Annotated in this window: 26 protein-coding genes; all 26 read left to right on the top strand. The window is 31.4% G+C overall.

Annotated features, from left to right (window positions below):
* Positions 1 to 114: 114 nt before the first annotated feature.
* The 26 genes from AAFN75_RS17805 (at position 115) to AAFN75_RS17930 (ending at position 26,247) form a co-directional block, all read left to right on the top strand.
* Positions 115 to 759 (top strand): hypothetical protein, encoded by a 645-nt coding sequence (locus tag AAFN75_RS17805; protein ID WP_157364927.1) that lies wholly within the window; start codon positions 115 to 117, stop codon positions 757 to 759.
* A gap of 223 nt (positions 760 to 982) precedes the next feature.
* Positions 983 to 2,506, top strand: coding sequence for an IS1182 family transposase (locus AAFN75_RS17810; protein WP_411807623.1), 1,524 nt, complete (start codon positions 983 to 985; stop codon positions 2,504 to 2,506).
* 76 nt (positions 2,507 to 2,582) lie between these two features.
* The gene (locus AAFN75_RS17815) at positions 2,583 to 3,218 is read left to right on the top strand and encodes a hypothetical protein (protein ID WP_411807633.1); all 636 of its coding nucleotides are present in this window, start codon (positions 2,583 to 2,585) and stop codon (positions 3,216 to 3,218) included.
* Positions 3,219 to 3,893: 675 nt separating this feature from the next.
* The gene (locus AAFN75_RS17820) at positions 3,894 to 5,417 is read left to right on the top strand and encodes an IS1182 family transposase (RefSeq protein ID WP_411807623.1); all 1,524 of its coding nucleotides are present in this window, start codon (positions 3,894 to 3,896) and stop codon (positions 5,415 to 5,417) included.
* A gap of 65 nt (positions 5,418 to 5,482) precedes the next feature.
* Positions 5,483 to 6,640 (top strand): hypothetical protein, encoded by a 1,158-nt coding sequence (locus tag AAFN75_RS17825; RefSeq protein ID WP_411807634.1) that lies wholly within the window; start codon positions 5,483 to 5,485, stop codon positions 6,638 to 6,640.
* Positions 6,641 to 6,907: 267 nt separating this feature from the next.
* A complete protein-coding gene (locus tag AAFN75_RS17830; protein ID WP_411807635.1) occupies positions 6,908 to 7,321 on the top strand; it encodes a hypothetical protein in 414 nt (137 codons plus the stop codon).
* Between the two features lie 166 nt (positions 7,322 to 7,487).
* Positions 7,488 to 7,961 (top strand): hypothetical protein, encoded by a 474-nt coding sequence (locus AAFN75_RS17835; protein ID WP_411807636.1) that lies wholly within the window; start codon positions 7,488 to 7,490, stop codon positions 7,959 to 7,961.
* A 158-nt stretch (positions 7,962 to 8,119) separates the two neighbouring features.
* Positions 8,120 to 9,793, top strand: coding sequence for an RNA-binding domain-containing protein (locus tag AAFN75_RS17840; protein ID WP_411807637.1), 1,674 nt, complete (start codon positions 8,120 to 8,122; stop codon positions 9,791 to 9,793).
* Between the two features lie 148 nt (positions 9,794 to 9,941).
* Positions 9,942 to 10,667, top strand: coding sequence for a hypothetical protein (locus AAFN75_RS17845; RefSeq protein ID WP_411807638.1), 726 nt, complete (start codon positions 9,942 to 9,944; stop codon positions 10,665 to 10,667).
* A gap of 195 nt (positions 10,668 to 10,862) precedes the next feature.
* The gene (locus AAFN75_RS17850) at positions 10,863 to 11,042 is read left to right on the top strand and encodes a hypothetical protein (RefSeq protein WP_291794170.1); all 180 of its coding nucleotides are present in this window, start codon (positions 10,863 to 10,865) and stop codon (positions 11,040 to 11,042) included.
* Between the two features lie 185 nt (positions 11,043 to 11,227).
* On the top strand, positions 11,228 to 11,434 hold the full coding sequence (locus AAFN75_RS17855; protein WP_411807632.1) for a hypothetical protein: 207 nt from the start codon (positions 11,228 to 11,230) through the stop codon (positions 11,432 to 11,434).
* Between the two features lie 166 nt (positions 11,435 to 11,600).
* A complete protein-coding gene (locus tag AAFN75_RS17860; RefSeq protein WP_411807639.1) occupies positions 11,601 to 12,521 on the top strand; it encodes a hypothetical protein in 921 nt (306 codons plus the stop codon).
* A 185-nt stretch (positions 12,522 to 12,706) separates the two neighbouring features.
* Positions 12,707 to 13,465 (top strand): NERD domain-containing protein, encoded by a 759-nt coding sequence (locus AAFN75_RS17865; RefSeq protein ID WP_411807640.1) that lies wholly within the window; start codon positions 12,707 to 12,709, stop codon positions 13,463 to 13,465.
* Between the two features lie 154 nt (positions 13,466 to 13,619).
* Entirely contained in the window at positions 13,620 to 14,522 is a 903-nt protein-coding gene (locus AAFN75_RS17870; RefSeq protein ID WP_411807641.1) for a helix-turn-helix domain-containing protein, read from the top strand.
* A 337-nt stretch (positions 14,523 to 14,859) separates the two neighbouring features.
* On the top strand, positions 14,860 to 15,525 hold the full coding sequence (locus AAFN75_RS17875; RefSeq protein ID WP_411807642.1) for a hypothetical protein: 666 nt from the start codon (positions 14,860 to 14,862) through the stop codon (positions 15,523 to 15,525).
* 160 nt (positions 15,526 to 15,685) lie between these two features.
* Complete coding sequence (locus tag AAFN75_RS17880; RefSeq protein WP_411807643.1) at positions 15,686 to 16,168, top strand: hypothetical protein; 483 nt, start codon at positions 15,686 to 15,688, stop codon at positions 16,166 to 16,168.
* Between the two features lie 155 nt (positions 16,169 to 16,323).
* Positions 16,324 to 16,836: an SMI1/KNR4 family protein gene (locus AAFN75_RS17885; protein WP_411807644.1), complete on the top strand. Its 513-nt coding sequence runs from the start codon at positions 16,324 to 16,326 to the stop codon at positions 16,834 to 16,836.
* A 157-nt stretch (positions 16,837 to 16,993) separates the two neighbouring features.
* Positions 16,994 to 17,962 carry a hypothetical protein gene (locus tag AAFN75_RS17890; protein ID WP_411807645.1) on the top strand — a complete coding sequence of 323 codons (969 nt, stop codon included), beginning with the start codon at positions 16,994 to 16,996 and terminating at the stop codon, positions 17,960 to 17,962.
* A gap of 174 nt (positions 17,963 to 18,136) precedes the next feature.
* Positions 18,137 to 19,105: a hypothetical protein gene (locus AAFN75_RS17895; protein WP_411807646.1), complete on the top strand. Its 969-nt coding sequence runs from the start codon at positions 18,137 to 18,139 to the stop codon at positions 19,103 to 19,105.
* A 165-nt stretch (positions 19,106 to 19,270) separates the two neighbouring features.
* Positions 19,271 to 19,852 (top strand): hypothetical protein, encoded by a 582-nt coding sequence (locus AAFN75_RS17900; RefSeq protein WP_411807647.1) that lies wholly within the window; start codon positions 19,271 to 19,273, stop codon positions 19,850 to 19,852.
* 103 nt (positions 19,853 to 19,955) lie between these two features.
* Positions 19,956 to 20,459, top strand: coding sequence for a hypothetical protein (locus tag AAFN75_RS17905; protein WP_411807648.1), 504 nt, complete (start codon positions 19,956 to 19,958; stop codon positions 20,457 to 20,459).
* Between the two features lie 150 nt (positions 20,460 to 20,609).
* On the top strand, positions 20,610 to 21,155 hold the full coding sequence (locus AAFN75_RS17910) for a hypothetical protein (protein ID WP_411807649.1): 546 nt from the start codon (positions 20,610 to 20,612) through the stop codon (positions 21,153 to 21,155).
* A 297-nt stretch (positions 21,156 to 21,452) separates the two neighbouring features.
* Complete coding sequence (locus AAFN75_RS17915) at positions 21,453 to 21,746, top strand: helix-turn-helix domain-containing protein (RefSeq protein WP_411807650.1); 294 nt, start codon at positions 21,453 to 21,455, stop codon at positions 21,744 to 21,746.
* The gene (locus tag AAFN75_RS17920; RefSeq protein WP_411807651.1) at positions 21,743 to 22,837 is read left to right on the top strand and encodes an AccI family restriction endonuclease; all 1,095 of its coding nucleotides are present in this window, start codon (positions 21,743 to 21,745) and stop codon (positions 22,835 to 22,837) included. Before AAFN75_RS17915 ends, AAFN75_RS17920 begins: the two co-directional genes overlap by 4 nt.
* Position 22,838: 1 nt before the next feature.
* Positions 22,839 to 24,488, top strand: a complete 1,650-nt coding sequence (locus AAFN75_RS17925) for a class I SAM-dependent DNA methyltransferase (protein ID WP_411807652.1) — start codon at positions 22,839 to 22,841, stop codon at positions 24,486 to 24,488.
* Positions 24,489 to 24,723: 235 nt separating this feature from the next.
* Positions 24,724 to 26,247 carry an IS1182 family transposase gene (locus AAFN75_RS17930; RefSeq protein WP_411807623.1) on the top strand — a complete coding sequence of 508 codons (1,524 nt, stop codon included), beginning with the start codon at positions 24,724 to 24,726 and terminating at the stop codon, positions 26,245 to 26,247.
* The last annotated feature ends 40 nt before the right edge of the window (positions 26,248 to 26,287 follow it).

Genomic DNA, 26,287 nt, shown 5'->3' on the forward strand with positions numbered 1-26,287 from the left:
CAAAGGTCGTTGCGTGTTTGTAACGTCTGATTTTCCTTCGGAAAATCCTCGCATACAAACCCGCAACTATTCTTATACATAAACGTTAGCAGTCAGGTAAAAAACAGAACGTAAATGAATAAACCAAAGGAAGAAAATAAAGTCTGGACTTTCATTAAAAAAATATGGAAAGATTCTGTCTGGAGTAAACTTATATCAACTGGACTGATTTTACTTATTGCTACCATATGGACTAGTTATAGCAACTATTCTATTAAAGATATTTACGACTTTTTTTTAAATGGACTGACTTATAAAACACCTGTTTTTGTTTTTCTATCTCTGATTGGAATATACTTTCTAATAAAATTAATAATTAGATTATTTAGAAAAAAAACTGACCCAATTTGGGATGAACAAGTTGGAAATTATAAATTCAAAGAACTTTATGAGATTTTAAGAAACCAAAATTATCCTGTTGGAACAGTTGGAATGGGATATTCTGGTAGAAAACCACCACAAGAAGATTTATTGAGTTTATTCCATACTTATTCACCGATACTTAATAGAGGAATTGACTTGGATAGTAATTTAGATGATGGTGGATATTTATATGGAGTTTTAGCACCAAAACTTGTTGGATATGGACTTGTAAACAAACTTGAATCAAAAAACCTAGAAATTAATGTAATGGACATAAAATATGAGACTTCAGAAGTTGGACATAAATTCTTTGCATTACTTGAAAAGACAATCCATTTGAATAAAAAAAAGAAGTAAAACCCGAACTGCTAACACCGTGTATAATTCATTGCTGGTTATAGCCTACTTACGAAAGTCCTCGCGGACTTTCTATCTGTGATTTATTTGCTAATTTAGTTGCTTAAACACGCAACGAAATCATACACAAACACGTCAGACTGTCTAATAACTATTTAAGCTTTTAGTGATATTTAGAAACAGTTATAAAGTAATTTTCAGGTAGTTTTTGTATCTTTTAGTTATGAAATTCATACTTGGAAAAGACCGACAACAGACCTGCCTTTTTCCTGTTTCTCTTGAAGATTCTATAGAATCTAAGAACAGCGTAAGGTCTATAGATCAATTTGTAGATTCACTTAACCTAGCAGAACTCGGATTCCGTTCAGACTTTATAGAAAACGGCCCTCCTGCTTATAATCCATCTGTCCTTCTCAAACTTTACATATACGGATACATGAATCGTATTCGTTCTTCTCGACAATTAGAAAAAGAATGCAGGCGTAACATTGAAGTGATGTGGTTGCTTGAATCGCTAGCTCCAGATCACAACACCATTAGTAACTTCAGAAAAAATAATGGAAAGGCTATTAAAAAAGTGTTTTTTGCTACCGTACAAATTGCACGCAATTTTGGGCTTATCGGTGCTACACTTATTGCTGGAGACAGTACTAAGTTTAGAGCTCAGAATAGTAAAAAGAACAATTTTAATCAGAAGAAGATACAGCGCCACTTAGATTACATAGACAACAAACTAGAGCAGTACAATAAAGCCCTTGAACAGAGTGATAGTGAAAATGAGAAAGAAAACATCAAGAAGAATATTGATAAACATCAAGGTCGCAGAAATGAATATGAAAAACTAAATGCACAGCTGAAGACCTCTGGAGAACCACAAATTTCTACCTCAGACCCTGATAGCAAGCATTTGATAGTGCGTAACAATATTACTGAAGTTGCTTACTGTGTACAATCTACTGTAGATGCAGATCATAATATTCCGTTCGACTACTTGGTCACCAATATGAATGACTCCAAAGCTATGGGACAGATGTTGCAGCGCGCTAAAACTATTTTAGGAACAAACACCTTTACCGCACTTTATGATAAAGGATATCATACGGGGAGTGAATTTAAAACTGCAAATCAATTAGGTATTAAAACCCTTGTCGCTATCCCTGGAATAGGTAGAGCATCACAAGCCCCTGATCCAAATTATAACTCAGAACATTTTAAGTACAATAAAGAAAACGACATGTATACTTGCCCGGAAGGAAACATACTTAAAAGTAATGGCAGCACCTATAAAGGGCGTAATTATCGTTTCAAACAATATAAAACAAACAGATGTAAAACCTGCCCAGTAAGAGCATTATGCACCACTTCTAAAGTAAATGGAAAGGTGATACAGCGCAGTGAATACCATCAGTATATTGAAGCTAATGCACAAAGCGTATTGCAAAATCCTGATGCGTATAAAAAAAGGCAAGCCATGGTTGAGCATCCTTACGGAACCATAAAACGTCAATGGAGTTTTGATCATATTATGACTAAGAAAACTATGCAACGCGCTAGTGCTGATGTAGGCTTTATGTTTATTGCTTATAATTTAACAAGAATTTGGAATATCATTAGAAAAGCTAATACGTGTGCTTTTAAAGCTTACAAGTCCTTTTTTAGGTTCATAGTATCTATTCTAATGGGTTTTAAAGTAGTATACGAACAAAAAGATCTTAGCATACAGCTAATTCAAAAAACTGTATTTTAGTAGAAATATATAAAATTGCAGTCGGTTATTAGACAGACTGCCGTTGTGCTTCATTTACAAAACTGCACCTAAAAAAATGAATTGGACCGAAAACGAAATATTATTAAACCAAACTTTTGACTCAGCTCCAAAAGATATTTTTCAAGCTGTTTGCGATGAATTAGGAAAATATTATTCAAAAAAAGGATTTAAATACGCACGTTCGACTCCAAAATTGACATATAAGGACAAGGAAATAAAATTTGAATTAAGATTCTCTTCCAGCTCAAATAATACTCGTGGAGAATGGGTGTCTTTAGATATTTTTCCATCAATTTCGAGTATTGAGCTCGAAAAAGAAAAACACATCAGACCTTACATTATGTCTGTTTCCTCTATGTTAACAAAAAAAGGAAATTGGGAAAACAAAAACCTTATCATTACTGAAACCATATTTGGAGAAAAAATTGAACATATCGACGAACAATTGAATGAACCTATATTACGTTATAGCAATCATTGTAACGTTTATGGAATTGACAAAATAAAATTCGAAAAACTAGTGGGTTTTATAAATGAAAAAATACTAATTTGGATAAATAAAATTAAAACTGATTCTGGAGTAAATGAAATTTTAGAGAATAAAAATCAACGAACTAATTATGAAATTGATAATTCCGGATTATTAGATTATTTTGAATTAATAAAAAAACGAAAGCACAACACCGTATAAAAATAATTGCGGTTTAGTGCTTAATCAAAAGGTCGTTGCGTGTTTGTAACGTCTGATTTTCCTTCGGAAAATCCTCGCATACAAACCCGCAACTATTCTTATACATAAACGTTAGCTTTAATGCTGGAGCAAGTTTGCGGAATTGAAAAAAGGCTAGTTTATTTTTCGATTTTTTTTAGAATTTTAAGAAAGATAATTCAGAAAAACTATGCTGCTAAATTTTGAAAAAAATGCGAAATTATAACTCAAACTCTAAATTGAATTGCGTCTGACTTTTTAGCTCGTTTGCTGAATCAAAAACTGAATTGAAAAGCGGAATTGCTTACTCGAAATCTGAATTAAAAATATTGCGGAATTTGAGCAAGTTTGCGGAATGAAAATCGAGCTGAATAAAACATAAAATGCGGAATTAAAAAGCCGACTAAAAAATAGAATAGAAACGTGAAAAACGCACTAAAAGCTAACATTGTATAAAAATTATTACGTATTTTAGTTCAATCAAAAGGTTGTTACTTGTTTGCTAGCTTCTGATTTTCCTTCGGAAAATCCTCGCACACAAACCACGTAACAATTCTTATACGTAACCGTCAGACTGTCTAATAACTATTTAAGCTTTTAGTGATATTTAGAAACAGTTATAAAGTAATTTTCAGGTAGTTTTTGTATCTTTTAGTTATGAAATTCATACTTGGAAAAGACCGACAACAGACCTGCCTTTTTCCTGTTTCTCTTGAAGATTCTATAGAATCTAAGAACAGCGTAAGGTCTATAGATCAATTTGTAGATTCACTTAACCTAGCAGAACTCGGATTCCGTTCAGACTTTATAGAAAACGGCCCTCCTGCTTATAATCCATCTGTCCTTCTCAAACTTTACATATACGGATACATGAATCGTATTCGTTCTTCTCGACAATTAGAAAAAGAATGCAGGCGTAACATTGAAGTGATGTGGTTGCTTGAATCGCTAGCTCCAGATCACAACACCATTAGTAACTTCAGAAAAAATAATGGAAAGGCTATTAAAAAAGTGTTTTTTGCTACCGTACAAATTGCACGCAATTTTGGGCTTATCGGTGCTACACTTATTGCTGGAGACAGTACTAAGTTTAGAGCTCAGAATAGTAAAAAGAACAATTTTAATCAGAAGAAGATACAGCGCCACTTAGATTACATAGACAACAAACTAGAGCAGTACAATAAAGCCCTTGAACAGAGTGATAGTGAAAATGAGAAAGAAAACATCAAGAAGAATATTGATAAACATCAAGGTCGCAGAAATGAATATGAAAAACTAAATGCACAGCTGAAGACCTCTGGAGAACCACAAATTTCTACCTCAGACCCTGATAGCAAGCATTTGATAGTGCGTAACAATATTACTGAAGTTGCTTACTGTGTACAATCTACTGTAGATGCAGATCATAATATTCCGTTCGACTACTTGGTCACCAATATGAATGACTCCAAAGCTATGGGACAGATGTTGCAGCGCGCTAAAACTATTTTAGGAACAAACACCTTTACCGCACTTTATGATAAAGGATATCATACGGGGAGTGAATTTAAAACTGCAAATCAATTAGGTATTAAAACCCTTGTCGCTATCCCTGGAATAGGTAGAGCATCACAAGCCCCTGATCCAAATTATAACTCAGAACATTTTAAGTACAATAAAGAAAACGACATGTATACTTGCCCGGAAGGAAACATACTTAAAAGTAATGGCAGCACCTATAAAGGGCGTAATTATCGTTTCAAACAATATAAAACAAACAGATGTAAAACCTGCCCAGTAAGAGCATTATGCACCACTTCTAAAGTAAATGGAAAGGTGATACAGCGCAGTGAATACCATCAGTATATTGAAGCTAATGCACAAAGCGTATTGCAAAATCCTGATGCGTATAAAAAAAGGCAAGCCATGGTTGAGCATCCTTACGGAACCATAAAACGTCAATGGAGTTTTGATCATATTATGACTAAGAAAACTATGCAACGCGCTAGTGCTGATGTAGGCTTTATGTTTATTGCTTATAATTTAACAAGAATTTGGAATATCATTAGAAAAGCTAATACGTGTGCTTTTAAAGCTTACAAGTCCTTTTTTAGGTTCATAGTATCTATTCTAATGGGTTTTAAAGTAGTATACGAACAAAAAGATCTTAGCATACAGCTAATTCAAAAAACTGTATTTTAGTAGAAATATATAAAATTGCAGTCGGTTATTAGACAGACTGCCGTTGTAAGCAATTTGAGAAAAACTTGAACGATAAGACAAACATATTTATAAAAAAAGCAATTTCGATTCACGGAAAGCAATATGATTACTCGAAATCTGAATATAAAAATGTTGATTCTAAACTCGAAATAATTTGTAAAATTCCTGAACACGGAACATTTTTCCAAACACCTTACAAACATTTAAACAGAAAACAAGGTTGTCCGATTTGTGGAATTGAAAAGTCTAAAAGTAAACGAACAAAGCCTTTTTCAAAATTTCTCGCTCAAGCAATTAAAATTCACGGAAAAAAATACGATTATTCTAAATCTGAATTAGATTATAATGGAGCATTTTCTAAAATAATAATCACTTGTAAAAAACACGGAGATTTTAGACAAACACCAGACAATCACGTCAACGACGGAAAAGGTTGTTACGAATGTGGTTTAGATGGTCATTCATTATTGTTTTCTCGAACACAAGAAGAATTTATTGAATTAGCAAAAGAAGTTCACGGAAATAAATATGACTATTCGTTGGCAGAATATAAAGGAGCAGATAAAAAAGTAACAATTATTTGTAAAGAACACGGAAAGTGGAAACAATTTGCTTCTTCACATTTAAAAGGACACAATTGTCCAAACTGTACAGGAAATTCAGGATTAACAAAAGACGAATTTGTTGAAAAAGCAATTAAACAACACGGAGAGATTTATAATTACGATAAAGCTAATTACGTAAACGCTCATCAAAAAGTAAAAATTGAATGTCCAGTTCACGGATTTTTTAAACAAGCACCAACTGACCATATTTATTCAAATGGAAAGGGTTGTCCAAAGTGTAAAGAAACAACAGGAGAAAGAAAGATAAGGCTCTATTTAGAAAGTCAAGGAATAAATTACAAATACCAAAAAAGGTTTAAAGATTGTAATCATAAAACGACATTACCATTTGACTTTTATTTACCTGACTCAAAAACACTTATTGAATTTGACGGAATACAACATTTTAAACCAGTTTCAATTTGGGGCGGAGAAAAAGCTTTAAAATCACAACAAAAAAGAGACGAAATAAAAAATGAATTTGCTTTAGAGAATAATTATAAATTAATCAGAATAAATTACTTGGAATTAGAAAAAATCGAATATATATTAAACTCTGAAATAAAAACTGCTTACAACAATGGCTATAGCAAATAGGGCATTAAGTGTTATATTTAAAGGCTTAGGCTTGTTTACTAAGTCCGCCAAATCTTTTGGATTTGGCAATTAAAAAAGAAAAAATAATTACAAAACAAAAAGCTCTGGCTAGCAGACCAGACGGAAACAAAAAGTTTCCTTGCCTGCCCTACTTGCCATAGCCGTGACCGTTGTGCATAATATCGACAAACAGATCGCTGAATGAAAAAAACTATAATCTTAATCACAATATTTCTTCTAATCGGACTTAAAATCAATGCGCAAGAATTGACTTGTTCGGATTTTAAAATCGGAACTTTCTACATTCCAACGAGTGATGAAATGAAAAAATATAAAATTACTTCAAATGACAGTATAAGTGAAATGACAGCCGAAAGAGACCTAAATGTTAATCGTTATGTTGTTATCCGAGAAAAAAACTCTCAAACCGAATGGAAAAACGGAATCGGAAACGGAAACCCAACTTATGAAATTCTTGAATGGATTGATGATTGTACTTATCGATTAACTTACGACTCTTCCAAAGGAGAAATGGACGAAATGACTAAATGGATAAACGAAAATAACGGAATTGTTGTTTCTAAAATTAAAATTGAAGGAAAATGTTTATTTTACGATGCAACAATGACAACGAATGAAGGACAAAAAATTTCACAAGAAGGAGTTATTTGCGTAGAATAAATACTATGCACAACACCGTATAAAAATAATTGCGGCTTAGTGCTTAATCAAAGGTCGTTGCGTGTTTGCCTGCATCTGATTTTCCTTCGGAAAATCCTCGCATACAAACCCGCAACTATTCTTATACATAAACGTTGGCAGTAATTAAAAAAACTCTCGAATCTAAATGAATCGGAATAAAAAAATAGCACTTTTAATTATAATATTAATCGGAATTATAGTTCCTTTTATTCCCTCGTTTACAGTAATTGAAATGTTTTTTCTCTTAATTCCTTTCGCAATAATTTTTGTAGTGACATTGATTTATTTAATTATTAGTCTAATAAATGAAAACATATCTACTAGTAAAGCTTTGTTTATATTTTCAATTCTTCCTATTTTCATAATATCTCAAATAGTATCTGGTTTTACTGTAGATAATATCCAACGAGTAAGAAGTAATCGAATAATATCGGAATTGGAACAAATCAAATCTGAAAAAGGAATCTTACCTGAAAAGTATGATGTGATAGCTGGAATAGAGTATATCCGAATGAAAGACAATGAACATTTCGTAATTAAATATTCACGTGGATTTATGGTTACGGAAAAATATGAATCTGAAAATAAGAATTGGAAAAGCTACGGTTGGAATGATTAAAAAACTACTGCCAACACCGTGTATAATTAATTGCTAGGTCCACTGCCGACTTACGAACATTCCTGCGGAATATTCTATCTGTGATTTATTTGCTAAATTAGTTGCTTTACCACGCAACTAACCATACACAATCACGTTGGCATTAATTAGATTAAAGAATGGAAATAACACAATTACTCGATAGCCTTGAATTTGAACCAAGCGAAAAATATGAGTCTGAATCAATAGAATTTAAAAACTATTCTTCTGAACAAGCTCTTCATAATGCTAAAGACCTAGCCGAAGAAATTTCAGCTTTAGCTAATAAAAAAGGAGGAAAAATAATAGTTGGTGTAATAGATAGTTCAAATGTATCAAACCAATTATGGAATACCCAACTAAATGGTTTTGTATCAGTTGATTTGGACACTACCAAGGAAAGATTACAAGGAAAATTAAATCCTAGAATTCCATTAAAACTTCTTGAACATAATCATCGTTCAAAAAATTATTTAGTAATTGAAGTTCCCAACATAAATCACACGCTTGTAGCAACAAGTTCTGGAAAAATTTGTATCAGACATGGAAAATCTAGTTATCCTGCACCACCAGATGAAATCGCAGAACTTGTAAAGAATCTACAATCTTATGACTGGAGCGCACAAGAAATTAATGGTAACCCAAAAGATTACTTGAATGAAACCGCATTGGGAGAAGCCAAAAATGATTTATGCATTAGAAGAGAAATAGATACAGATTCTTTATCTGACGAAAATTTTCTTGAATCAATCGGAGCAACAAAAAATGGAGTATTAAACTATGGCGGATTACTTTTTCTCGGAAAGGAAAGCTTCATACAAGAAATATTAGGTACTTATGAGAGTAGATTCTCTTGGAAAACGAATGACGGTCAGTTAAAAATTAATGACGTCTGGAGTGATTGTATATGGAACACAATAATTCGAGCTAAAAAACACTTTAAAAAATGTAATTCATCAATCATAATTGAGTACAAAAAAAATAATTACGAATTATGGACATTAGACGATATAGCATTTCATGAGGCCTATTTAAATTCGATTGTCCATAGAGACTATTCTATGGATGGAATGAATATTGTCAATTTTAAGGGTTCTGAAATAACAATTACAAATCCAGGAACATTTTATGGAGGAGTTAATAGTGATAACATTTCATATCATGAACCACGCCATAGAAATAAAACTCTAGCAAAAATTCTTATGGATTTTCAGTTAGTAGATAGGGCTGGCATGGGAGTATTAAGAATGGGCTTGAATTCCTTGAAATATGGCAGAGAGTTTCCTGTATTTAAAGAGAATTTAGGAAATATCGAAGTTACAATGGCAGCTGAATATTTCAAAAGCGGAGTTTTTATTCTTACTCAATCTCGCATTCCTAAATGTGGAATAACAGAACTTTATATTTTGAATAATCTCTATAAGACTGGAAAAGCTGATTTAATTGAAATTGAAACAGATTTATCCAAAATTATTCCTAACACTTGGAATTCAATTCAAACTGCATTGAATAGAGACGAAATGAAGAGATATCTTGTTTTGAAAGGAAATAACGATGGAGTATTTATTTGTCCAAATGAAATGATTCAGGATTTATTTGAAGTTGAAAAAACGCCACGAGCATCTACTAATAGCAGTAAACACATAAAGTTATTTAAGTTTCTTAAATCATATGATGCAGCGTCAAATGAAGAGATAATGAAACATTTAGGTTTTGCATCATCTGCATCAACTTATCAATTTTTAAATAAATTAAAGTATGTGCAAAATACAGGTAAGAGCAGAAAAAGTAGATGGAAACTAAAAAATAACTAATGCCAACACCGTGTATAATTCATTGCTAGTACTCGCCTACTTACGAAAATCCTCGCGGATTTTCTATTTGGTTTGTATTTGCTAAATTAGTTGCTGAAACACGCAACGAAATCATACACAAACACGTTAGCAAACATATGACCAACCAATGAAATTTATCAAAACATTCATACTTTTTATTCTAATCATAAGTTGCTCTGACAAAAAAACTGAAAACAACACATCGGAATTTGACAAAGTTTTAGGTAAAGAGAATATCGAAACTTTGGACTTTCTTGTTTCCGATTTTGAGAATGACTTTTTAAAAAGACAATATCCGAATTTGGACAGTGAAAATGCCTATCGACAGTTTTTAACTGAATTGCGTGATGAAAAAACCGAAAACTGGAAAAGTATATCCGAAAAGGCAAGGAATAAATTCAAATCAAGTGACTTACGACTCGAAATGTATGAATTTCCAGATTCTGTATGGATTATAGAAAATAGTGATTTTGACAAAATTGAGTCTGACTCTTTAGAATACATTAAACATCCAGTTCCATATATTAAATCGAGATATAAATACACTAATCCAGACGGAACTATCGAATATTCATATTCAAGAGGAAATTCTTCAGAACTTACGCCAAATTCAAATTTTGATTCTATTATAAACCGAGAAATGAACACACCGAATTTTAATTATATCGGTAAATATCTGCGAGCATTAGAATCAATAAAAGACAAAGGAGAATTTCATAAAGAATTTTATGAGACAAAGAAAAACGCTGGATTTCTTTTCCCTGAATCGACTGCAAGAGTTATGCTGAATTACGAAATTGATTTAAATGATAAACTGAATAGAAAAATAATCGTTCTTGAATTAGCATACTGAAAATGAACAAAATACGTTTGCTAACACCGTGTATAATTCATTGCTAGTTATAGCCTACTTACGAAAGTCCTCGCGGACTTTCTATCTGTGATTTATTTGCTAACTTTAGTGCTTAAACACGCAACGAAATCATACACAAAACCGTTGGCAACAAGTTAACGAAACCGACAGAATCACAATAAACGACAAAAAATTATGGCATTTCTAGAGTTAAAAAATGATGGTCAGAACACTTTAATTAATATAAAAGATATAGTATTAGTGAAAGAAGATTTTGATATTGGATATTCGATAGTTCACATTAGAGGAATTGAAGAACCTTTAAAAGTCAAAATACATTTTAGTACAATTGCTGACAAAATAACAAAAGACTAAAGTTCAATAAAACGATGAATTACGAAATACCAAATTCATATAATTGGTTTGCAAAACTGAATTTAACCCAATTCATTCCTTGGAATTTTGACTCGGAAATTAATCCGAATTCATCAATCAACGAACGATTTAAAATTGAGTGCGAACAAAATCGTGAGGTTCTGACTTTTGGACGTAGACAAGATATGGACACATTTGTCGGATTTGAAATTTTAGATGGAAAAATGACCGAAAATGTAATCGTCTTTCATCCATCTTTCGGAACAAATGTAAAAGGATGGAATATTATCGAATCAGAACATTTGGATTTTTTCGATTTTATGCAAAAAAGAGTTTTACCTGAAATGAAAGAATGGATACCTGAAGATGACGTAAATGACTATATTGAATAAAAAAAACCAGTTGCCAACACCGTATAAAAATAATTGCGGTTTGGTGCTTAATCAAAGGTCGTTGCGTGTTTGTAACGTCTGATTTTCCTTCGGAAAATCCTCGCATACAAACCCGCAACTATTCTTATACATAAACGTTGGCAACAATAAGACTAAACTATAGACATTGATAACTAACCTACCAACAGCAAAGGATTTTGAAGAAGTCACATTTCAATGTTTGACACAAGCATTTAACTTGTTATTTAAAGTTTATCAGGACTATCAAGATTATGATGAAACTGTCCAAGAGGATGTTGAAATGTCAAAAATTTGGGAACATAACGATGGAACAATTAGAACCTCTGTTATTCTTTTGCATCAAGCTGTTGAGACTTTTATGAAGTCGGTTATTTGTAAAACTTCACCTTTACTCCTAATTGAGAAAAATAGAGCAGATTGGCCAACTCTACCTAAAAAAAGTGATAAAGATTTTGACAGTTTATATACTATTTCTGGAGAATCTTTACTCGCAACTTTTTGTGCTGTAGAATCTTCTATTGAAATAAAAGACGAACTTATAATTTTCATTGAAAAAATACGTCAAAATAGAAATAAAGCTATTCACGGAGCTTCAAAAATCAGCATTAAGCCAAATGATTTACTAGAAGACATATTAAAAACATTTACCTATTTTTTCGGTAAAGATTCTTGGTTTCTTCATTTATCAAACTTTAATTTCAAAAATCCGCTATTTGGCTATTTTGATTGGGACTTTGAGGATGCTATGTCTTATGAATTTTTGGATTTTGCAGAATTTATGATTGGAAAAAAAAGACTCAATAAATTTCATTCAGTTGACCTAAATGGAAGACGATTTTTTTGCAAAATATGCAAAGATACAATTGATGCAGAATATGGGTATTTGGAAAGTAAATGGGCATTTTTAAAACCAAATAAACCGACTTCTGAAAATCTATATTGCGTAAACTGCAATGCTGAATTTAATATTATTAGAGAACCTTGCTCAAATAAAGGTTGTAAAGGAAATGTTCTTTATCGAGATAATGACAACGAAGAAAATGTATGTTTAACTTGCTATGAATAAACAAATTACTGTTGCCAACACCGTATATAATTAATGGCTAGTTTTAGCTTACTTACGAAAATCCTCGCGGATTTTCTATTCGGTTTTTATTTGCTAAATTAGGTGCTTAAACACGCCACTAATCATATACAAACACGTTGGCAGCAAGTTGAAATCCGTAATCATAAAGAACATTCTTACTAAAAATGGAATTCGTAATAATCATCATAATTTTAGCTGTTTATGGAATTTCATATTATTTTAAGAATAGAATTACACCTAAAATTAAAGGGTCAATTGGAGAATACAAAGTAGCTTCTAAACTAAAACGACTCAATCAAAAGGAATATATAGCTTTAAATAACATTTTATTAAAAAATGGCAAATTAACAACTCAAATTGACCACATTGTCATTTCTCAAAGTGGAATATTTGTTATTGAGACTAAAAACTATAAAGGTTGGATTCACGGACATCAAAACTCTGAATATTGGACTCAAACTATCTATAAACATAAAAGTAGATTAAGAAACCCAATTAAACAAAATTGGGTTCACGTCTTTGCTATTAAAAAAATTCTTTCAGAATATAAGTACATAAAATATTTTCCAATTGTTGTTTTTGCAGGAGATGGAGAACTAAAAAATGTAACTACAACTCTTCCTGTAATTTATACTAACAAACTCATTAGAACGATAAAAAACTCAAATGTAGATAAAAATCTAACATATGAACAAATGGAAATGATTTCAAATAAATTACTTGAGAATAACATTTCTGACAGAAAATCATCCAAAAATCATTCCTCACAAGTCAAACAGCAAATAAACGAGAGAAATAAAAAAGAAAAGCAAAGGATATGTCCAAGATGTGAAAATCAATTAATTGAAAAACGCGGAAAATACGGGAAATTTTATGGTTGTAGTAATTATCCGAAATGTAGATATACTTTGAAAATAAAATAAAACCTGCTGCCAACACCGTATATAATTTATTGCTAGTTCTAGCCTACTTACGAAAATCCTCGCGGATTTTCTATTCGGTTTGTATTTGCTAAATTAGTTGCTTAACCACGCAACAAACCATATACAATCACGTTGGGCGTCATTAGAAGAAACTATGTGGACATTAGAAAAAGTAGAACAATATATTGCTGACGGAATTGAAGAAAATATTCATCTTGATTACAAAGGTGCAGGTTCAATTTCTAAAACAGATGGGAAAAAGAAAGAAATTTCAAAAGACGTTAGCGCTTTTACAAACTCAGATGGAGGTGTAATAATATATGGTGTTAGAGAATTTGATGATGCTCAAAGAAATCATCTACCTGAAAGAACTGAACCAATAGATGGTACAGAATTTTCTAAGGAATGGTTAGAACAAGTAATCAATAGTTCAATTTCACCGAGAATTAAAGGAATTAAAATCACACCAATACAAGCTGGAGCAGTTGAAGATAACCAAGTCATTTATGTTGTAGAAATACCTAAAAGTAATACAGCACATCAAGCAAAGGATAAGAGATATTACAAAAGATATAACTTTGAGTCAATAATGATGGAAGACTATGAAATAAAAGACATTATTAATCGATTATCCAAAACTGATGTTAATATAAAATTTGAATTTAGACCACCAAAAAGATTACTTCAAACACCACCTTATCCACCAATTTTTGAAGTCATTATTTGGATACATAATTCTGGAAATAAGGTTGTGAAATATCTGGATTGTTATATGACAGGAGATTCGGCAACATCCGAGAATGTTTCAAGTCCTTTTGTGCAAGGAGCTTTCGAAAAACATTATTCAAATATCGTTGAGAGAGAAGCAACAATTGGGGATGACACCATAATTATTAGCTCTGAAAGAGCAGTTATTTTACCAAATACCTCTCGAAATATTGGAACAATTAGATTGAGAAGTGGATTTTTAACGGAGGACAGCACATTAAACTTTCAATTATCAACAGAAGATAATGTTAAGTATTTTAAATATACTGGAAATGAAATAATTGAATAACGAACGCCCAACAATGTATATAATTTATTGCTTGGTTATAGCCTACTTACGAAAATCCTCGCGGATTTTCTATTCGGTTTTTATTTGTTAACTTAGTTGCTTAACCACGCAACAAACCATATACAAACACGTTAGCTTTAATTTTATTATAAATAATATTTTTGTAAATTAGTAAAGAATTACTTTAATAGCATTTACCTAAATATCCCAAAAGAAATTACTTAATCTAATATGTAAAAATGAATTGATTAATTAATAGAATCTTATCAAAATCTTTAGTTTTGATTTATTTCCAATTCTCCCTACAAAAGAATATATAACTTAAAATCATTGAGAAATGGGAGAAAATATCAGTAATAAAGAACAAATCAAGTATATTGGAATTGGAATGGGAATGGGAATTTTATTTACAATTTTAGTAGCAATGCTAGTACAAGAAGATAAAATAGACAGTTTGATTATTTCTGGTAATCAAGGAGAACCATTTAAATTTGAAATCAAAACAAAACAAATTCAGGATACAGTAATCTTGAACTCCCTTTGGAGTTATCCATTTACAAAAAATGGTATGATTGGTTGGTTCAAACAAAAAGAATTTGTTCACATTGGAAAAGATCGTTTAATAATTGGCGATTCCATTAAGCAAATGCTTCCAAAAGATTATTTATCAAAGAGAATCATAACATTTCAAAAAAATAAAGAAGGTCCTTTTCAAATTCTTTCAGACTCAGCAATAATCTCTGTGCCTGAATATTATGTTCCAAAAGGTAAGGCTTATACTTGGAAGGGTAGCAAATATGCAAATGATACTATTCTAATCGCAGACCCAAATTACAATCGTAGCGCATTAACCTTGATTTGCGATGATACGCATATGGGAGCACGAAACCTAAGTTTTGAATATGGCATTAATTTTTTCCATGTGAATAAAGATGATTATATATCTATATTGGGAGATAACTCAACAAAAGGAACAGTATATATAAGTATCACAAACAATTAAAATTTCACAAAACATAAAGCTAACACCGTATATAATTTATTGCTGGCTTCTTGCCTACTTACGAAAATCCTCGCGGATTTTCTATTCGGTTTTTATTTACTAAATTAGTTGTTTAAACCACGCAACAAACCATATACAACAACGTTAGCTACAATTTGAAATGACGACTTTCACAATCATAATTGGATTAGTTTTAATACTAATTATTTACTTTTTTATTTCGAATAAAATCGGAGTAAAAAAACTGAATGATGAAATAAACGGAATTTGTTTAGCTCACGAAAAACTTAATTATCCTGAACTTGACAAAAAAACTCAATTGGAAATAATGGAAACTGGAAATATGAATTCAATTGCGGAATTAGTTCCAGAATTTAAGGACAAAGGAGTACCTTTTCGACTTTTGAAAAAGTATATTACAATTTCAAAAAATGACCTTAAAGAACACATACGGATTTCTGGATTTATTGAAAAACAGAAATTGGAAAACGCACCAAATCCTGAACATGACGGAATTTGGTTATTAAAAGACAAAATTATTGACCAAGAAAGAGGAATTACTCATCGAACTTGGAAAGTAAATAATGAAAGTGAAATAGCGGAAATTTACGCTGATTTACTTTGGAATAAAGTAACCGGTTAATAAAAACTGTAGCTAACATTGTATAAAAATAATGCGTAGTTTAGTGCTTAATCAAAGGTTAGTGCGCTTTTGCTAGCTTCTGATTTTCCTTCGGAAAATCCTCGCATACAAAACCGCACTATTCTTATACGTAACCGTTGTGGTTAATTAAAAAAATGAACAGTCTACTAAAACAAATATCAGAGAAAGCAATTGAATTAGCTGATTTTGAGTTTACTCAAGAGCAGACTGAAAATAAATGGTTAGGAACAAAACCTGTTTCAGAAACTGATATAAAACTGACTGAAAAAAGACTCGGAATTGAATTCCCAACCGACTTTAAACAGTTTTTATCAATTACAAATGGATTTTCTGCTCCAAACGATATCGAACCGACTTTTGAGCCGATTAACAAAATCGACTTTCTGAAAAATATTGACAGTTTTATAATAGAAGCTTATAATATTGACGGAATTAAAAATATAGGAAGACAACTTGAAAAAAGTATTTTAGTTGGAGGCATAAATCAAGAACAATACTTTCTTCTAATTCCACCGAATTCAACAAATGAAAAGTGGAAATATTGGAAATTTGCAAATTGGCATCCTGGAGAAGAAGAACATATAAATTTGGAAAGTTATTTTACGGAAGTCTTGAACTTTATGAATGAACAAATCGAAACGGAATAAAAAAACTAACCACAACACCGTATAAAAATAATGCTTAGTTTAGTGCTTCATCAAGAGTCCGTGCATTTTTGTTACGTCTGATTTTCCTTCGGAAAATCCTCGCACACAAAACCGCACTATTCTTATACATAAACGTTGTGCATAATTAACCAATCCCATGAAAAAAGCGAATTGTCTCACTTCTGTTTTTTATTTAGAAACTGAAACGAATCTATCTTTAGATGTTATAAAAGAAATTGGTTTTGGAATCTCATGTAAAAATCCCTTCGTTGAAAGCAAATTGAATCAAAGAAATGTAAAAGAAATAATTGGACTTTCTGAATACCATAGCATTATTAATATTGGATTAATACTTTTTCTAGAAGAAGATGAAAAGAACTATGCAACTAATTTTATAGAACGAGACTACTTAATTCGATTTTTAAAACTATCGGAATTCTTTTGTCAAGCACTTTGGCTGGTTAAAGACAATTCTGTTCACTACGAATTAGGACATTTGATTTATCAAGCGAATAGCTCAACAAATGTGCATTCAAATATGTGGCTTTCATCTTATAGTACGTGTGTAGGAACAGTAGAACCAACTTATTTTAGTAAAGAAGAATTAATTGAAGCCATCGATATTTTACCTGCTGTTATTTCTATTAGTTTGTTAAAAAAACCATTAGAGAATGAATCAGTAAGATTAACATCAAAAATTTCGAGATTAAGTCGTGCATTCTATTTCTTAACATCTGCGAGAAATACTGATGATATTGGAACAAAAGTCTCAATTTATTGTTCTGTTTTAGAAAGTTTATTTTCAGTTTCTAATTCAGAACTGAGACACAGACTTTCTGAAACTGTAAGTTTCTTTTTAGAAAATAAATTTGAGAATAAAATAGAACTTTATAAGACTCTAAAACTAGCATATGATATTAGGTCTTCAGTTGTACATGGAGATGGATTACAATCACGATTTTTAAAAAATGAATCGCAATTATTATTATCAACGGCAAAAGATGTCGATGAAATAATTAGAAGATGTTTTAGAAAAATTATAACTGATGAATTTTTGTATGAACTTTTTACGGAGAAAAGTAAAGACGAAATTGGTTTATATTTCCAAGAATTAATTTTCAAATAACTATGCACAACACCGTGTATAATTAATTGCTTTGGCAAGTGCTTATTTGGAAAATTCCTTCGGAATTTTCTCGCGTTCGTTTTTGTTTACTAAATTAGTTGCTGAAACACGCAACTAACCATACACAAAACCGTTGTGGCTAATGCGAGAAACCACCGAAAACGAATTAAAAATATGACAATAAAAGAAGCCATTTTAAAAAGTCTTGACGATATAAACGGACTGACAAACTATATGGAAGTTCACGACCATATTATTAAAAATGGATATTATGACTTTGGTCCTGCAAAAACGCCACCTGCGACAATTTCTGCTCTTTTAGGAGATTTCATAAGAAATGGAGATTCTCGTGTCAAAAGAATAAAACAAGAAGGAGGTTCATACGCATATTATCTGACCAAAAACGAACAGAATATTGGAATTGAAATCTTATCAGGCTCAACCGAAACTACTTCTGTAAAACTTCCTAAAGTAAAAGCTAAATCATATAACGAAAGAGATTTACACAGACTTTTGAGCAGTTATTTAAAGAATACCAAAATATATTCAAAAACAATATTTCACGAACACTCAAAAAACGGAAAAGATAGCAACCAAATTTGGACACATCCAGATATGGTTGGAGTTAAATTTTTGAATTTGCAAACCAAAGTCAGTCAGAATTTCTTGAAGTCAATTAATAGAGTTGACACTTTTAAATTAAGCTCTTACGAATTAAAAAAAGAAATTAACTCGGACACGGAATTGAAAAAAGCATATTTTCAAGCAGTTTCAAATTCAAGTTGGGCGAATTACGGGTATTTAGTAGCATTTGAGTTTAGTGATAGTTTGTCGGACGAAATGGAAAGACTAAATCAATCTTTCGGAATTGGAATAATAGAACTAAATGCTAATCCATATCAAAGTAAAATATTATTTCCAGCAATTTATAAAGACCTCGATTTTAAGACAATCGATAAACTATGTAAAATAAACAAGGAATTTGAACAATTCATTGAGCAAACTGACAGATTAATGACAGCTCAAGAGCGTTATTACAAATCGACTGAAAAAGAGCTTGACGAATTTTGTGACGGCTATTTTGAGAATGATTCTGAAATTGAAAAGTATTGTAAAGATAAAAACATTCCGAATGGAGAATAAAGCACTAGCCACAACACAGTATAAAAATAATTGCGGTTTAGTGCTTAATCAAAGGTCGTTGCTTGTTTGTAACGTCTGAATTTCCTTCGGAAATTCCTCGCATACAAACCCGCAACTATTCTTATACATAAACGTTGTGTGTAATATATAGCAACATCACTAATAATGAAAAAAATACTAATATTTCTATTTATTCTGATTAATTCCATAGCTTATTCCCAAGATTGGTGTGGTTGGGCTTTTGAATATAATTTCGAGTTAACTAATAAATATTCATATAAATTAGACAGTCTTAATGTATATATTAACGAACCATTTCAGAACTCAAAATTTAGTAAAGCAAAGTTAACGTACAATGACTCGACCTCAAATTATTCAATCCTCTTGAAATATGGATGCGTAAGTTGCGGATTTGATGGAATGAAAAATCCACCTACAATATTTCTTCAACTCTTCATTTATAATGAATTTTACAACCAAAAGTATTCTGTTTTAATTCCATTCGATTTTGAGGAACAAAATGAAAATCAGTTTAATTTTAAATACGGTAATAATGATGATTTAAAGTTCCCAACTCAAGAAGAAGAATTTAATCCTGTCCAATTTAATATTGGAAAAATAAATTATTCTAAATTCATTGAAAATGATTTTAAAGGAGTCCGAATAGATAAAAATGGAAAAAGAATTGACTATAAAACTGGAGAAATTGAATTCCCTCTACCTAATAAATTATTAAAAATCGAATAAAATACTACACACAACAACGTGTATAACTAATTGCTAGTTTGTGTGTACTCGGAAAATCCTGCGGATTTTCCTAATGGTTCGGTTTCTTTTACTAACTTAGTTCTTGCCAACGCAACAAGCCATACACAAACACGTTGCCAACAATATGAAAAAAACGACATTCATAACTATTTTAACCATTTTTCCTGTGATTTTCACTTCTTGCAATCAACAGAAAACATCTGATTTGAATAACGAAATAGCGGAATTAAAGAAGCAAAACGCAATATTAAAAGATTCGATTTCAAAAAATGATTTGAATAATATTTATTCATTTCACATTTTGGGAACGACCAAAAAAAACAGTTTAAAAGTAAATGAAGAGGCAACAATTGACTTTATTTTTGGGTATAGAAATCATATAAAAAATTACAATGTATATCGCTTGACTGGAGATAAAGAAAATGAACGTGAACTGATTTTACAAGACCAAAAGATTAGTGAATTTAAATATTCATATACGCCAAAAGACAAAAATGACAACCGAATTAAATTGATGACAGTTTTTGACTTGGACAGTATTAGTGTCGAAATTCCAGCTGACATTACTCTGAATGTGACTGATTAAAAAAATACTGTTGGCAACACCGTATATAAAAAATTGCTACTTTTAGCTTAACCAATGTGAGTTGCTTTGTTTGCTTGCATCCGATTTTCCTTCGGAAAATCCTCGCACTCAAACACGCAACTTTCCATATACATAAACGTTGCCAGTAATTTGAAAAAAACCGTTTACATATTAATATTTCTAATAAATCTGACTTCATTTTCACAAGAAAAAGATAGTCCTGACCGAATTTTGACTTATGGTACGCCAATGTATTCACATCAAAAAGCTAAAGAATTTGTTGGAAAAAGATGGGGAATTGAACTCTATCCTGTTGCCGCTTGTATCGTATCAAGACAATTGGTTGATAGTGCAAATACGGTTAATTCCAAGCTTTGGAAAAAAATGGACAGTATTCACGGAATTGACTCTGAAAAAAAGTTTCGGAATGAAACGATAGCCGAAATGAAAAGGGTAATTGAAGTTGAAAAACTTTTTGAATCAGACAGACAAGTTAAAAAGCGGAAAAGAAAAATAGAGCGAATAAAAGAACAAACCAGTTCGAATCTTGAGGATGTTTCTGCCGACGGAAATATATATTATTGGACTGTTTACAGTTTTGAAAGTTATAATAATCCAGAATATAAATGGAAACCCGAATTTAAAGTCGGAGTGAATTTAATTGAAAAGAAAATTGAAATAATTGAACTGGAATAAAAACTACTGGCAACACAGTATATAAGCTATGGCTTGGTCAGTCCACACTTGGAAAATCCTGCGGATTTTCCAAAGTCGGTTTTTATCAGGAAAGGTCTGTGCCGAGACATGCCACAGCCCATATACATCAACGTTGTGTTTCATACTGCCAGCCGCATATTTTAGCACTTTTGGTTTTGCCAACACATAATTCCAACGCTCGAAAACCAAAAGAGCTAAAATTTCCCAACGCTCGAATAAAAACTTCAAAAACATTTTGTATATTTGACCAAATTAAGTCAAGTCAAATTAAGGAAAATGACAATCGGTCAGAAAATACGGGAATTACGAGAGAAAACAGGAATGTTACAAAGAGAACTCGCTTATGAATTAAAAGTTGGAGATGCCTATTTAAGTAAAATTGAGAGTAATCAAAAAAATCTTAAAAAAGAGCATCTGACAACTATTAGTAAGTTATTCAAATACTCATATTCTGAATTAGAAACTTTGTGGCTTGCCAATAAAGTTTATGACTTAATCAAAGATGAAAAAAAGGCAATTGAAGTTTTAAAAGTTGCAGAACGAGAAATAAAATACAGAAAAACATTATGACCTACTTTGAAGAGTTAAGGGAAGTTACAAAAACTATACCTACATCAATAATTGATTTTGCTATACCAAGAGATAGAACATCGCCACCAACACAAGCATCTTCTAACTTTATTACTAACAAAGAACAAGGAGATTGGGCGGAAGATTTGATTTTTAGAGCAATCAATGAAACTTCGCATAATTATGTAGCTGTAAGATATGGAAAATCAGATGACTTAATTGCTGGAGATAGTGGATTTGATAAATTCTATACAGACTTTCAAGATGAGTTAGATACTATTGGAAAACGACCAGACTTACTTGTGTTTAAAAAATCTGATTTTGATGCTGAACTTGGATATGACATTAGCAAACTTGAACATTCTTCGATTACAGACTATGTAAAAAAATCAATAGCAGGTTTAGAAATACGTTCGAGTGCATTTCTCATTGATAAATACGAAAAAGAAATGCAGGATAGAACAGCATATCATCTTAAAGAAGCACTCGCTGTAAAAGACAAAATACTTGCTGAATATTCAGACATTTTAAAAGACGAAAAGAAGAAACACTTTATAGGTATCTTAAACAGCATTAATGAAGAAACTATCAACGCTATAAACTTCAGAAGACCAAGTTGGAAAGCAACCGATAGACTTCAGCAACTTTCATTACTTTTTAAGGACTTAAAAGATAATATAAACATTGTTCAGAAAAGAGATTATTTAAGCATTACACCCAAAATAGAAGATGTCAAGGTCGTTTATAAATGGGCTGAAACATTCAATGTTCCACATTATTATTTTCAAGTTTTCTTTGACAAATCTTACGGAATATCCTTTAAAAACATATTGACTTTACTTACCGAACCTGACAAAGAAGGAACGCACTATGAAATTAGTCAAGATATAAAGAACCAAAATAAAACGACAGTAAAAATTAACACACGAAATACAAATCAAGTTGCTTATAAAGTACTTGAGCCTGAACACAAAAGTGTCAGAAGAGAAATGGGTCGAGGAAGATTATTGTTTTACGTTAGTTTTGAAAAAGGAACTGCTTATTTAGACATTGACAGCCTTAAAGAATTATTAAACATAACAGATTTTTAGGATGGAGTTAGAGAAAAAATATACAAATAAGACTAGTTTAACTCATCGTAAAGAATTTGCTCAATTTTTTACACCACAACCAATTGCAAATCTTATGTCTGATTGGTTGCTTGGTAACAAATCATTAAAAACAGTATTAGAACCAGCTTTTGGTTTGGGAATATTTTCAAGGACTTTGCTATCTAAACAAGACAAATTAAAAATTAAAGGTTTTGATATTGATGAAACAATTCTTAATGAAGCAAGATTATATTTCAAATCTCAAAAAAATGTTTCATTAAACCTTGAAGATTATATGTACAATGATTGGAAAAACAAATATGATGGAATTATATGCAATCCACCATATTTAAAATTTCACGATTATGACAATAAACAAATCTTACAAGAAGTTGAAAATAAGTTAAAATTTAAATTCAATGGCTTTACAAATCTATATACGCTATTCCTTTTAAAGTCAATATTTCAATTAAAAAAAGACGGTAGAGCTGCTTATATTATTCCATCTGAATTTCTAAATTCTGATTATGGAAAACTAGTAAAACAATACCTTCTAAAAACTAAAACTTTAAGACATTTATTTGTTATCGATTTTAAAGAAAATGTTTTTGATGATGCTATGACTACTGCATCTATACTTCTTTTAGCCAATGATAAAAACAATTCTGAAATAAATATATCGACAATAGATTCTAAATCAGATTTACAACTAATTGATACTTATATTAAGTCATATCCAAAAGAAAAAGGCGAATTTACTTTTAAACTAAACGATTTAGACCCAAATATTAAATGGCGTAAATATTATCAATTACAAAATTCAATTAATTACAAAAATCTTGTCCCATTTTCTACTTATGCCAAAGTCGTGAGAGGTATTGCAACTGGTGCAAATGATTATTTTACATTCAAAGAATCAAAAGCTAAAGAGTTCTCTATTCCAAAAGAAAACTTGTTGCCTTGCATTTGCAAAGCAAAAGATGTGAAAGGTAATTTCTTTACAGAATCTGATTATAAAAATTTAGCTAAAAACAATGAATTGGCATATTTATTTGATGGCCAAAACTCTAAAAACAAGAGTGTTTTAGATTACATAGAAAAAGGAGTTAAGGAGGAAGTAAATGAGAAATATTTAACTAAAAGCAGAAAACCTTGGTATTCTTTGGAAAATCGTCCACCTGCACCAATTTGGGTTTCTGTATTCAATAGAAATGGAGTTAAATTTATAAGAAATGAAGCAAGAATTTCTAATCTGACTACTTTTCATTGTGTCTATCCTACAAATTCAAATTTGTTTTCAAAGATTAATAATGATTTATTATTTGCTTATTTACTAACAGATGTTGCCAAAGAAATTTTTAGTGATAATAGACGTGAATATGGAAATGGCTTAAAAAAGTTTGAACCAAACGATTTAAACAAATCAAAAATGCTTGATTTATCAACTTTAACGGAATCACAAGTTGACCGAATTTTAGAATTATATTCCAAATTTAAAAAGAGTAAAAATGAAAAATTCATAAATGGAATAGACGAAATTTTACGACTTGAATTTACCATCGCTAAAAGCCATACACATTTGCAATTCGCACCAGCCAACGCTAAACCAAAAATTGCAAAAGAGTATGCCTTTGCCAACGCTACAAACTGAACGGAAAAAAGTACGAAAACACAACACCGTGTATAATTAATTGCTTTGGTAAGTGCTTATTTGGAAAATTCCTTCGGAATTTTCTCGCGTTCGTTTTTGTTTACTAAATTAGTTGCTCAAACACGCAACTAACCATACACAATCACGTCAGACTGTCTAATAACTATTTAAGCTTTTAGTGATATTTAGAAACAGTTATAAAGTAATTTTCAGGTAGTTTTTGTATCTTTTAGTTATGAAATTCATACTTGGAAAAGACCGACAACAGACCTGCCTTTTTCCTGTTTCTCTTGAAGATTCTATAGAATCTAAGAACAGCGTAAGGTCTATAGATCAATTTGTAGATTCACTTAACCTAGCAGAACTCGGATTCCGTTCAGACTTTATAGAAAACGGCCCTCCTGCTTATAATCCATCTGTCCTTCTCAAACTTTACATATACGGATACATGAATCGTATTCGTTCTTCTCGACAATTAGAAAAAGAATGCAGGCGTAACATTGAAGTGATGTGGTTGCTTGAATCGCTAGCTCCAGATCACAACACCATTAGTAACTTCAGAAAAAATAATGGAAAGGCTATTAAAAAAGTGTTTTTTGCTACCGTACAAATTGCACGCAATTTTGGGCTTATCGGTGCTACACTTATTGCTGGAGACAGTACTAAGTTTAGAGCTCAGAATAGTAAAAAGAACAATTTTAATCAGAAGAAGATACAGCGCCACTTAGATTACATAGACAACAAACTAGAGCAGTACAATAAAGCCCTTGAACAGAGTGATAGTGAAAATGAGAAAGAAAACATCAAGAAGAATATTGATAAACATCAAGGTCGCAGAAATGAATATGAAAAACTAAATGCACAGCTGAAGACCTCTGGAGAACCACAAATTTCTACCTCAGACCCTGATAGCAAGCATTTGATAGTGCGTAACAATATTACTGAAGTTGCTTACTGTGTACAATCTACTGTAGATGCAGATCATAATATTCCGTTCGACTACTTGGTCACCAATATGAATGACTCCAAAGCTATGGGACAGATGTTGCAGCGCGCTAAAACTATTTTAGGAACAAACACCTTTACCGCACTTTATGATAAAGGATATCATACGGGGAGTGAATTTAAAACTGCAAATCAATTAGGTATTAAAACCCTTGTCGCTATCCCTGGAATAGGTAGAGCATCACAAGCCCCTGATCCAAATTATAACTCAGAACATTTTAAGTACAATAAAGAAAACGACATGTATACTTGCCCGGAAGGAAACATACTTAAAAGTAATGGCAGCACCTATAAAGGGCGTAATTATCGTTTCAAACAATATAAAACAAACAGATGTAAAACCTGCCCAGTAAGAGCATTATGCACCACTTCTAAAGTAAATGGAAAGGTGATACAGCGCAGTGAATACCATCAGTATATTGAAGCTAATGCACAAAGCGTATTGCAAAATCCTGATGCGTATAAAAAAAGGCAAGCCATGGTTGAGCATCCTTACGGAACCATAAAACGTCAATGGAGTTTTGATCATATTATGACTAAGAAAACTATGCAACGCGCTAGTGCTGATGTAGGCTTTATGTTTATTGCTTATAATTTAACAAGAATTTGGAATATCATTAGAAAAGCTAATACGTGTGCTTTTAAAGCTTACAAGTCCTTTTTTAGGTTCATAGTATCTATTCTAATGGGTTTTAAAGTAGTATACGAACAAAAAGATCTTAGCATACAGCTAATTCAAAAAACTGTATTTTAGTAGAAATATATAAAATTGCAGTCGGTTATTAGACAGACTG

Origin of the sequence: Algibacter sp. AS12 (assembly GCF_046736315.1) — a bacterium.
Taxonomy (GTDB): Bacteria; Bacteroidota; Bacteroidia; order Flavobacteriales; family Flavobacteriaceae; genus Algibacter_B; species Algibacter_B amylolyticus.

Bases quoted from the DNA above. Each gene is read 5' to 3' on its own strand.
- AAFN75_RS17805 (WP_157364927.1), top strand. From the start codon at position 115: ATGAATAAACCAAAGGAAGAAAATAAAGTCTGGACTTTCATTAAAAAA.
- AAFN75_RS17810 (WP_411807623.1), top strand. From the start codon at position 983: ATGAAATTCATACTTGGAAAAGACCGACAACAGACCTGCCTTTTTCCT.
- AAFN75_RS17815 (WP_411807633.1), top strand. From the start codon at position 2,583: ATGAATTGGACCGAAAACGAAATATTATTAAACCAAACTTTTGACTCA.
- AAFN75_RS17820 (WP_411807623.1), top strand. From the start codon at position 3,894: ATGAAATTCATACTTGGAAAAGACCGACAACAGACCTGCCTTTTTCCT.
- AAFN75_RS17835 (WP_411807636.1), top strand. From the start codon at position 7,488: ATGAATCGGAATAAAAAAATAGCACTTTTAATTATAATATTAATCGGA.
- AAFN75_RS17840 (WP_411807637.1), top strand. From the start codon at position 8,120: ATGGAAATAACACAATTACTCGATAGCCTTGAATTTGAACCAAGCGAA.
- AAFN75_RS17845 (WP_411807638.1), top strand. From the start codon at position 9,942: ATGAAATTTATCAAAACATTCATACTTTTTATTCTAATCATAAGTTGC.
- AAFN75_RS17850 (WP_291794170.1), top strand. From the start codon at position 10,863: ATGGCATTTCTAGAGTTAAAAAATGATGGTCAGAACACTTTAATTAAT.
- AAFN75_RS17855 (WP_411807632.1), top strand. From the start codon at position 11,228: ATGGACACATTTGTCGGATTTGAAATTTTAGATGGAAAAATGACCGAA.
- AAFN75_RS17865 (WP_411807640.1), top strand. From the start codon at position 12,707: ATGGAATTCGTAATAATCATCATAATTTTAGCTGTTTATGGAATTTCA.
- AAFN75_RS17870 (WP_411807641.1), top strand. From the start codon at position 13,620: ATGTGGACATTAGAAAAAGTAGAACAATATATTGCTGACGGAATTGAA.
- AAFN75_RS17875 (WP_411807642.1), top strand. From the start codon at position 14,860: ATGGGAGAAAATATCAGTAATAAAGAACAAATCAAGTATATTGGAATT.
- AAFN75_RS17880 (WP_411807643.1), top strand. From the start codon at position 15,686: ATGACGACTTTCACAATCATAATTGGATTAGTTTTAATACTAATTATT.
- AAFN75_RS17885 (WP_411807644.1), top strand. From the start codon at position 16,324: ATGAACAGTCTACTAAAACAAATATCAGAGAAAGCAATTGAATTAGCT.
- AAFN75_RS17890 (WP_411807645.1), top strand. From the start codon at position 16,994: ATGAAAAAAGCGAATTGTCTCACTTCTGTTTTTTATTTAGAAACTGAA.
- AAFN75_RS17895 (WP_411807646.1), top strand. From the start codon at position 18,137: ATGACAATAAAAGAAGCCATTTTAAAAAGTCTTGACGATATAAACGGA.
- AAFN75_RS17900 (WP_411807647.1), top strand. From the start codon at position 19,271: ATGAAAAAAATACTAATATTTCTATTTATTCTGATTAATTCCATAGCT.
- AAFN75_RS17915 (WP_411807650.1), top strand. From the start codon at position 21,453: ATGACAATCGGTCAGAAAATACGGGAATTACGAGAGAAAACAGGAATG.
- AAFN75_RS17920 (WP_411807651.1), top strand. From the start codon at position 21,743: ATGACCTACTTTGAAGAGTTAAGGGAAGTTACAAAAACTATACCTACA.
- AAFN75_RS17925 (WP_411807652.1), top strand. From the start codon at position 22,839: ATGGAGTTAGAGAAAAAATATACAAATAAGACTAGTTTAACTCATCGT.
- AAFN75_RS17930 (WP_411807623.1), top strand. From the start codon at position 24,724: ATGAAATTCATACTTGGAAAAGACCGACAACAGACCTGCCTTTTTCCT.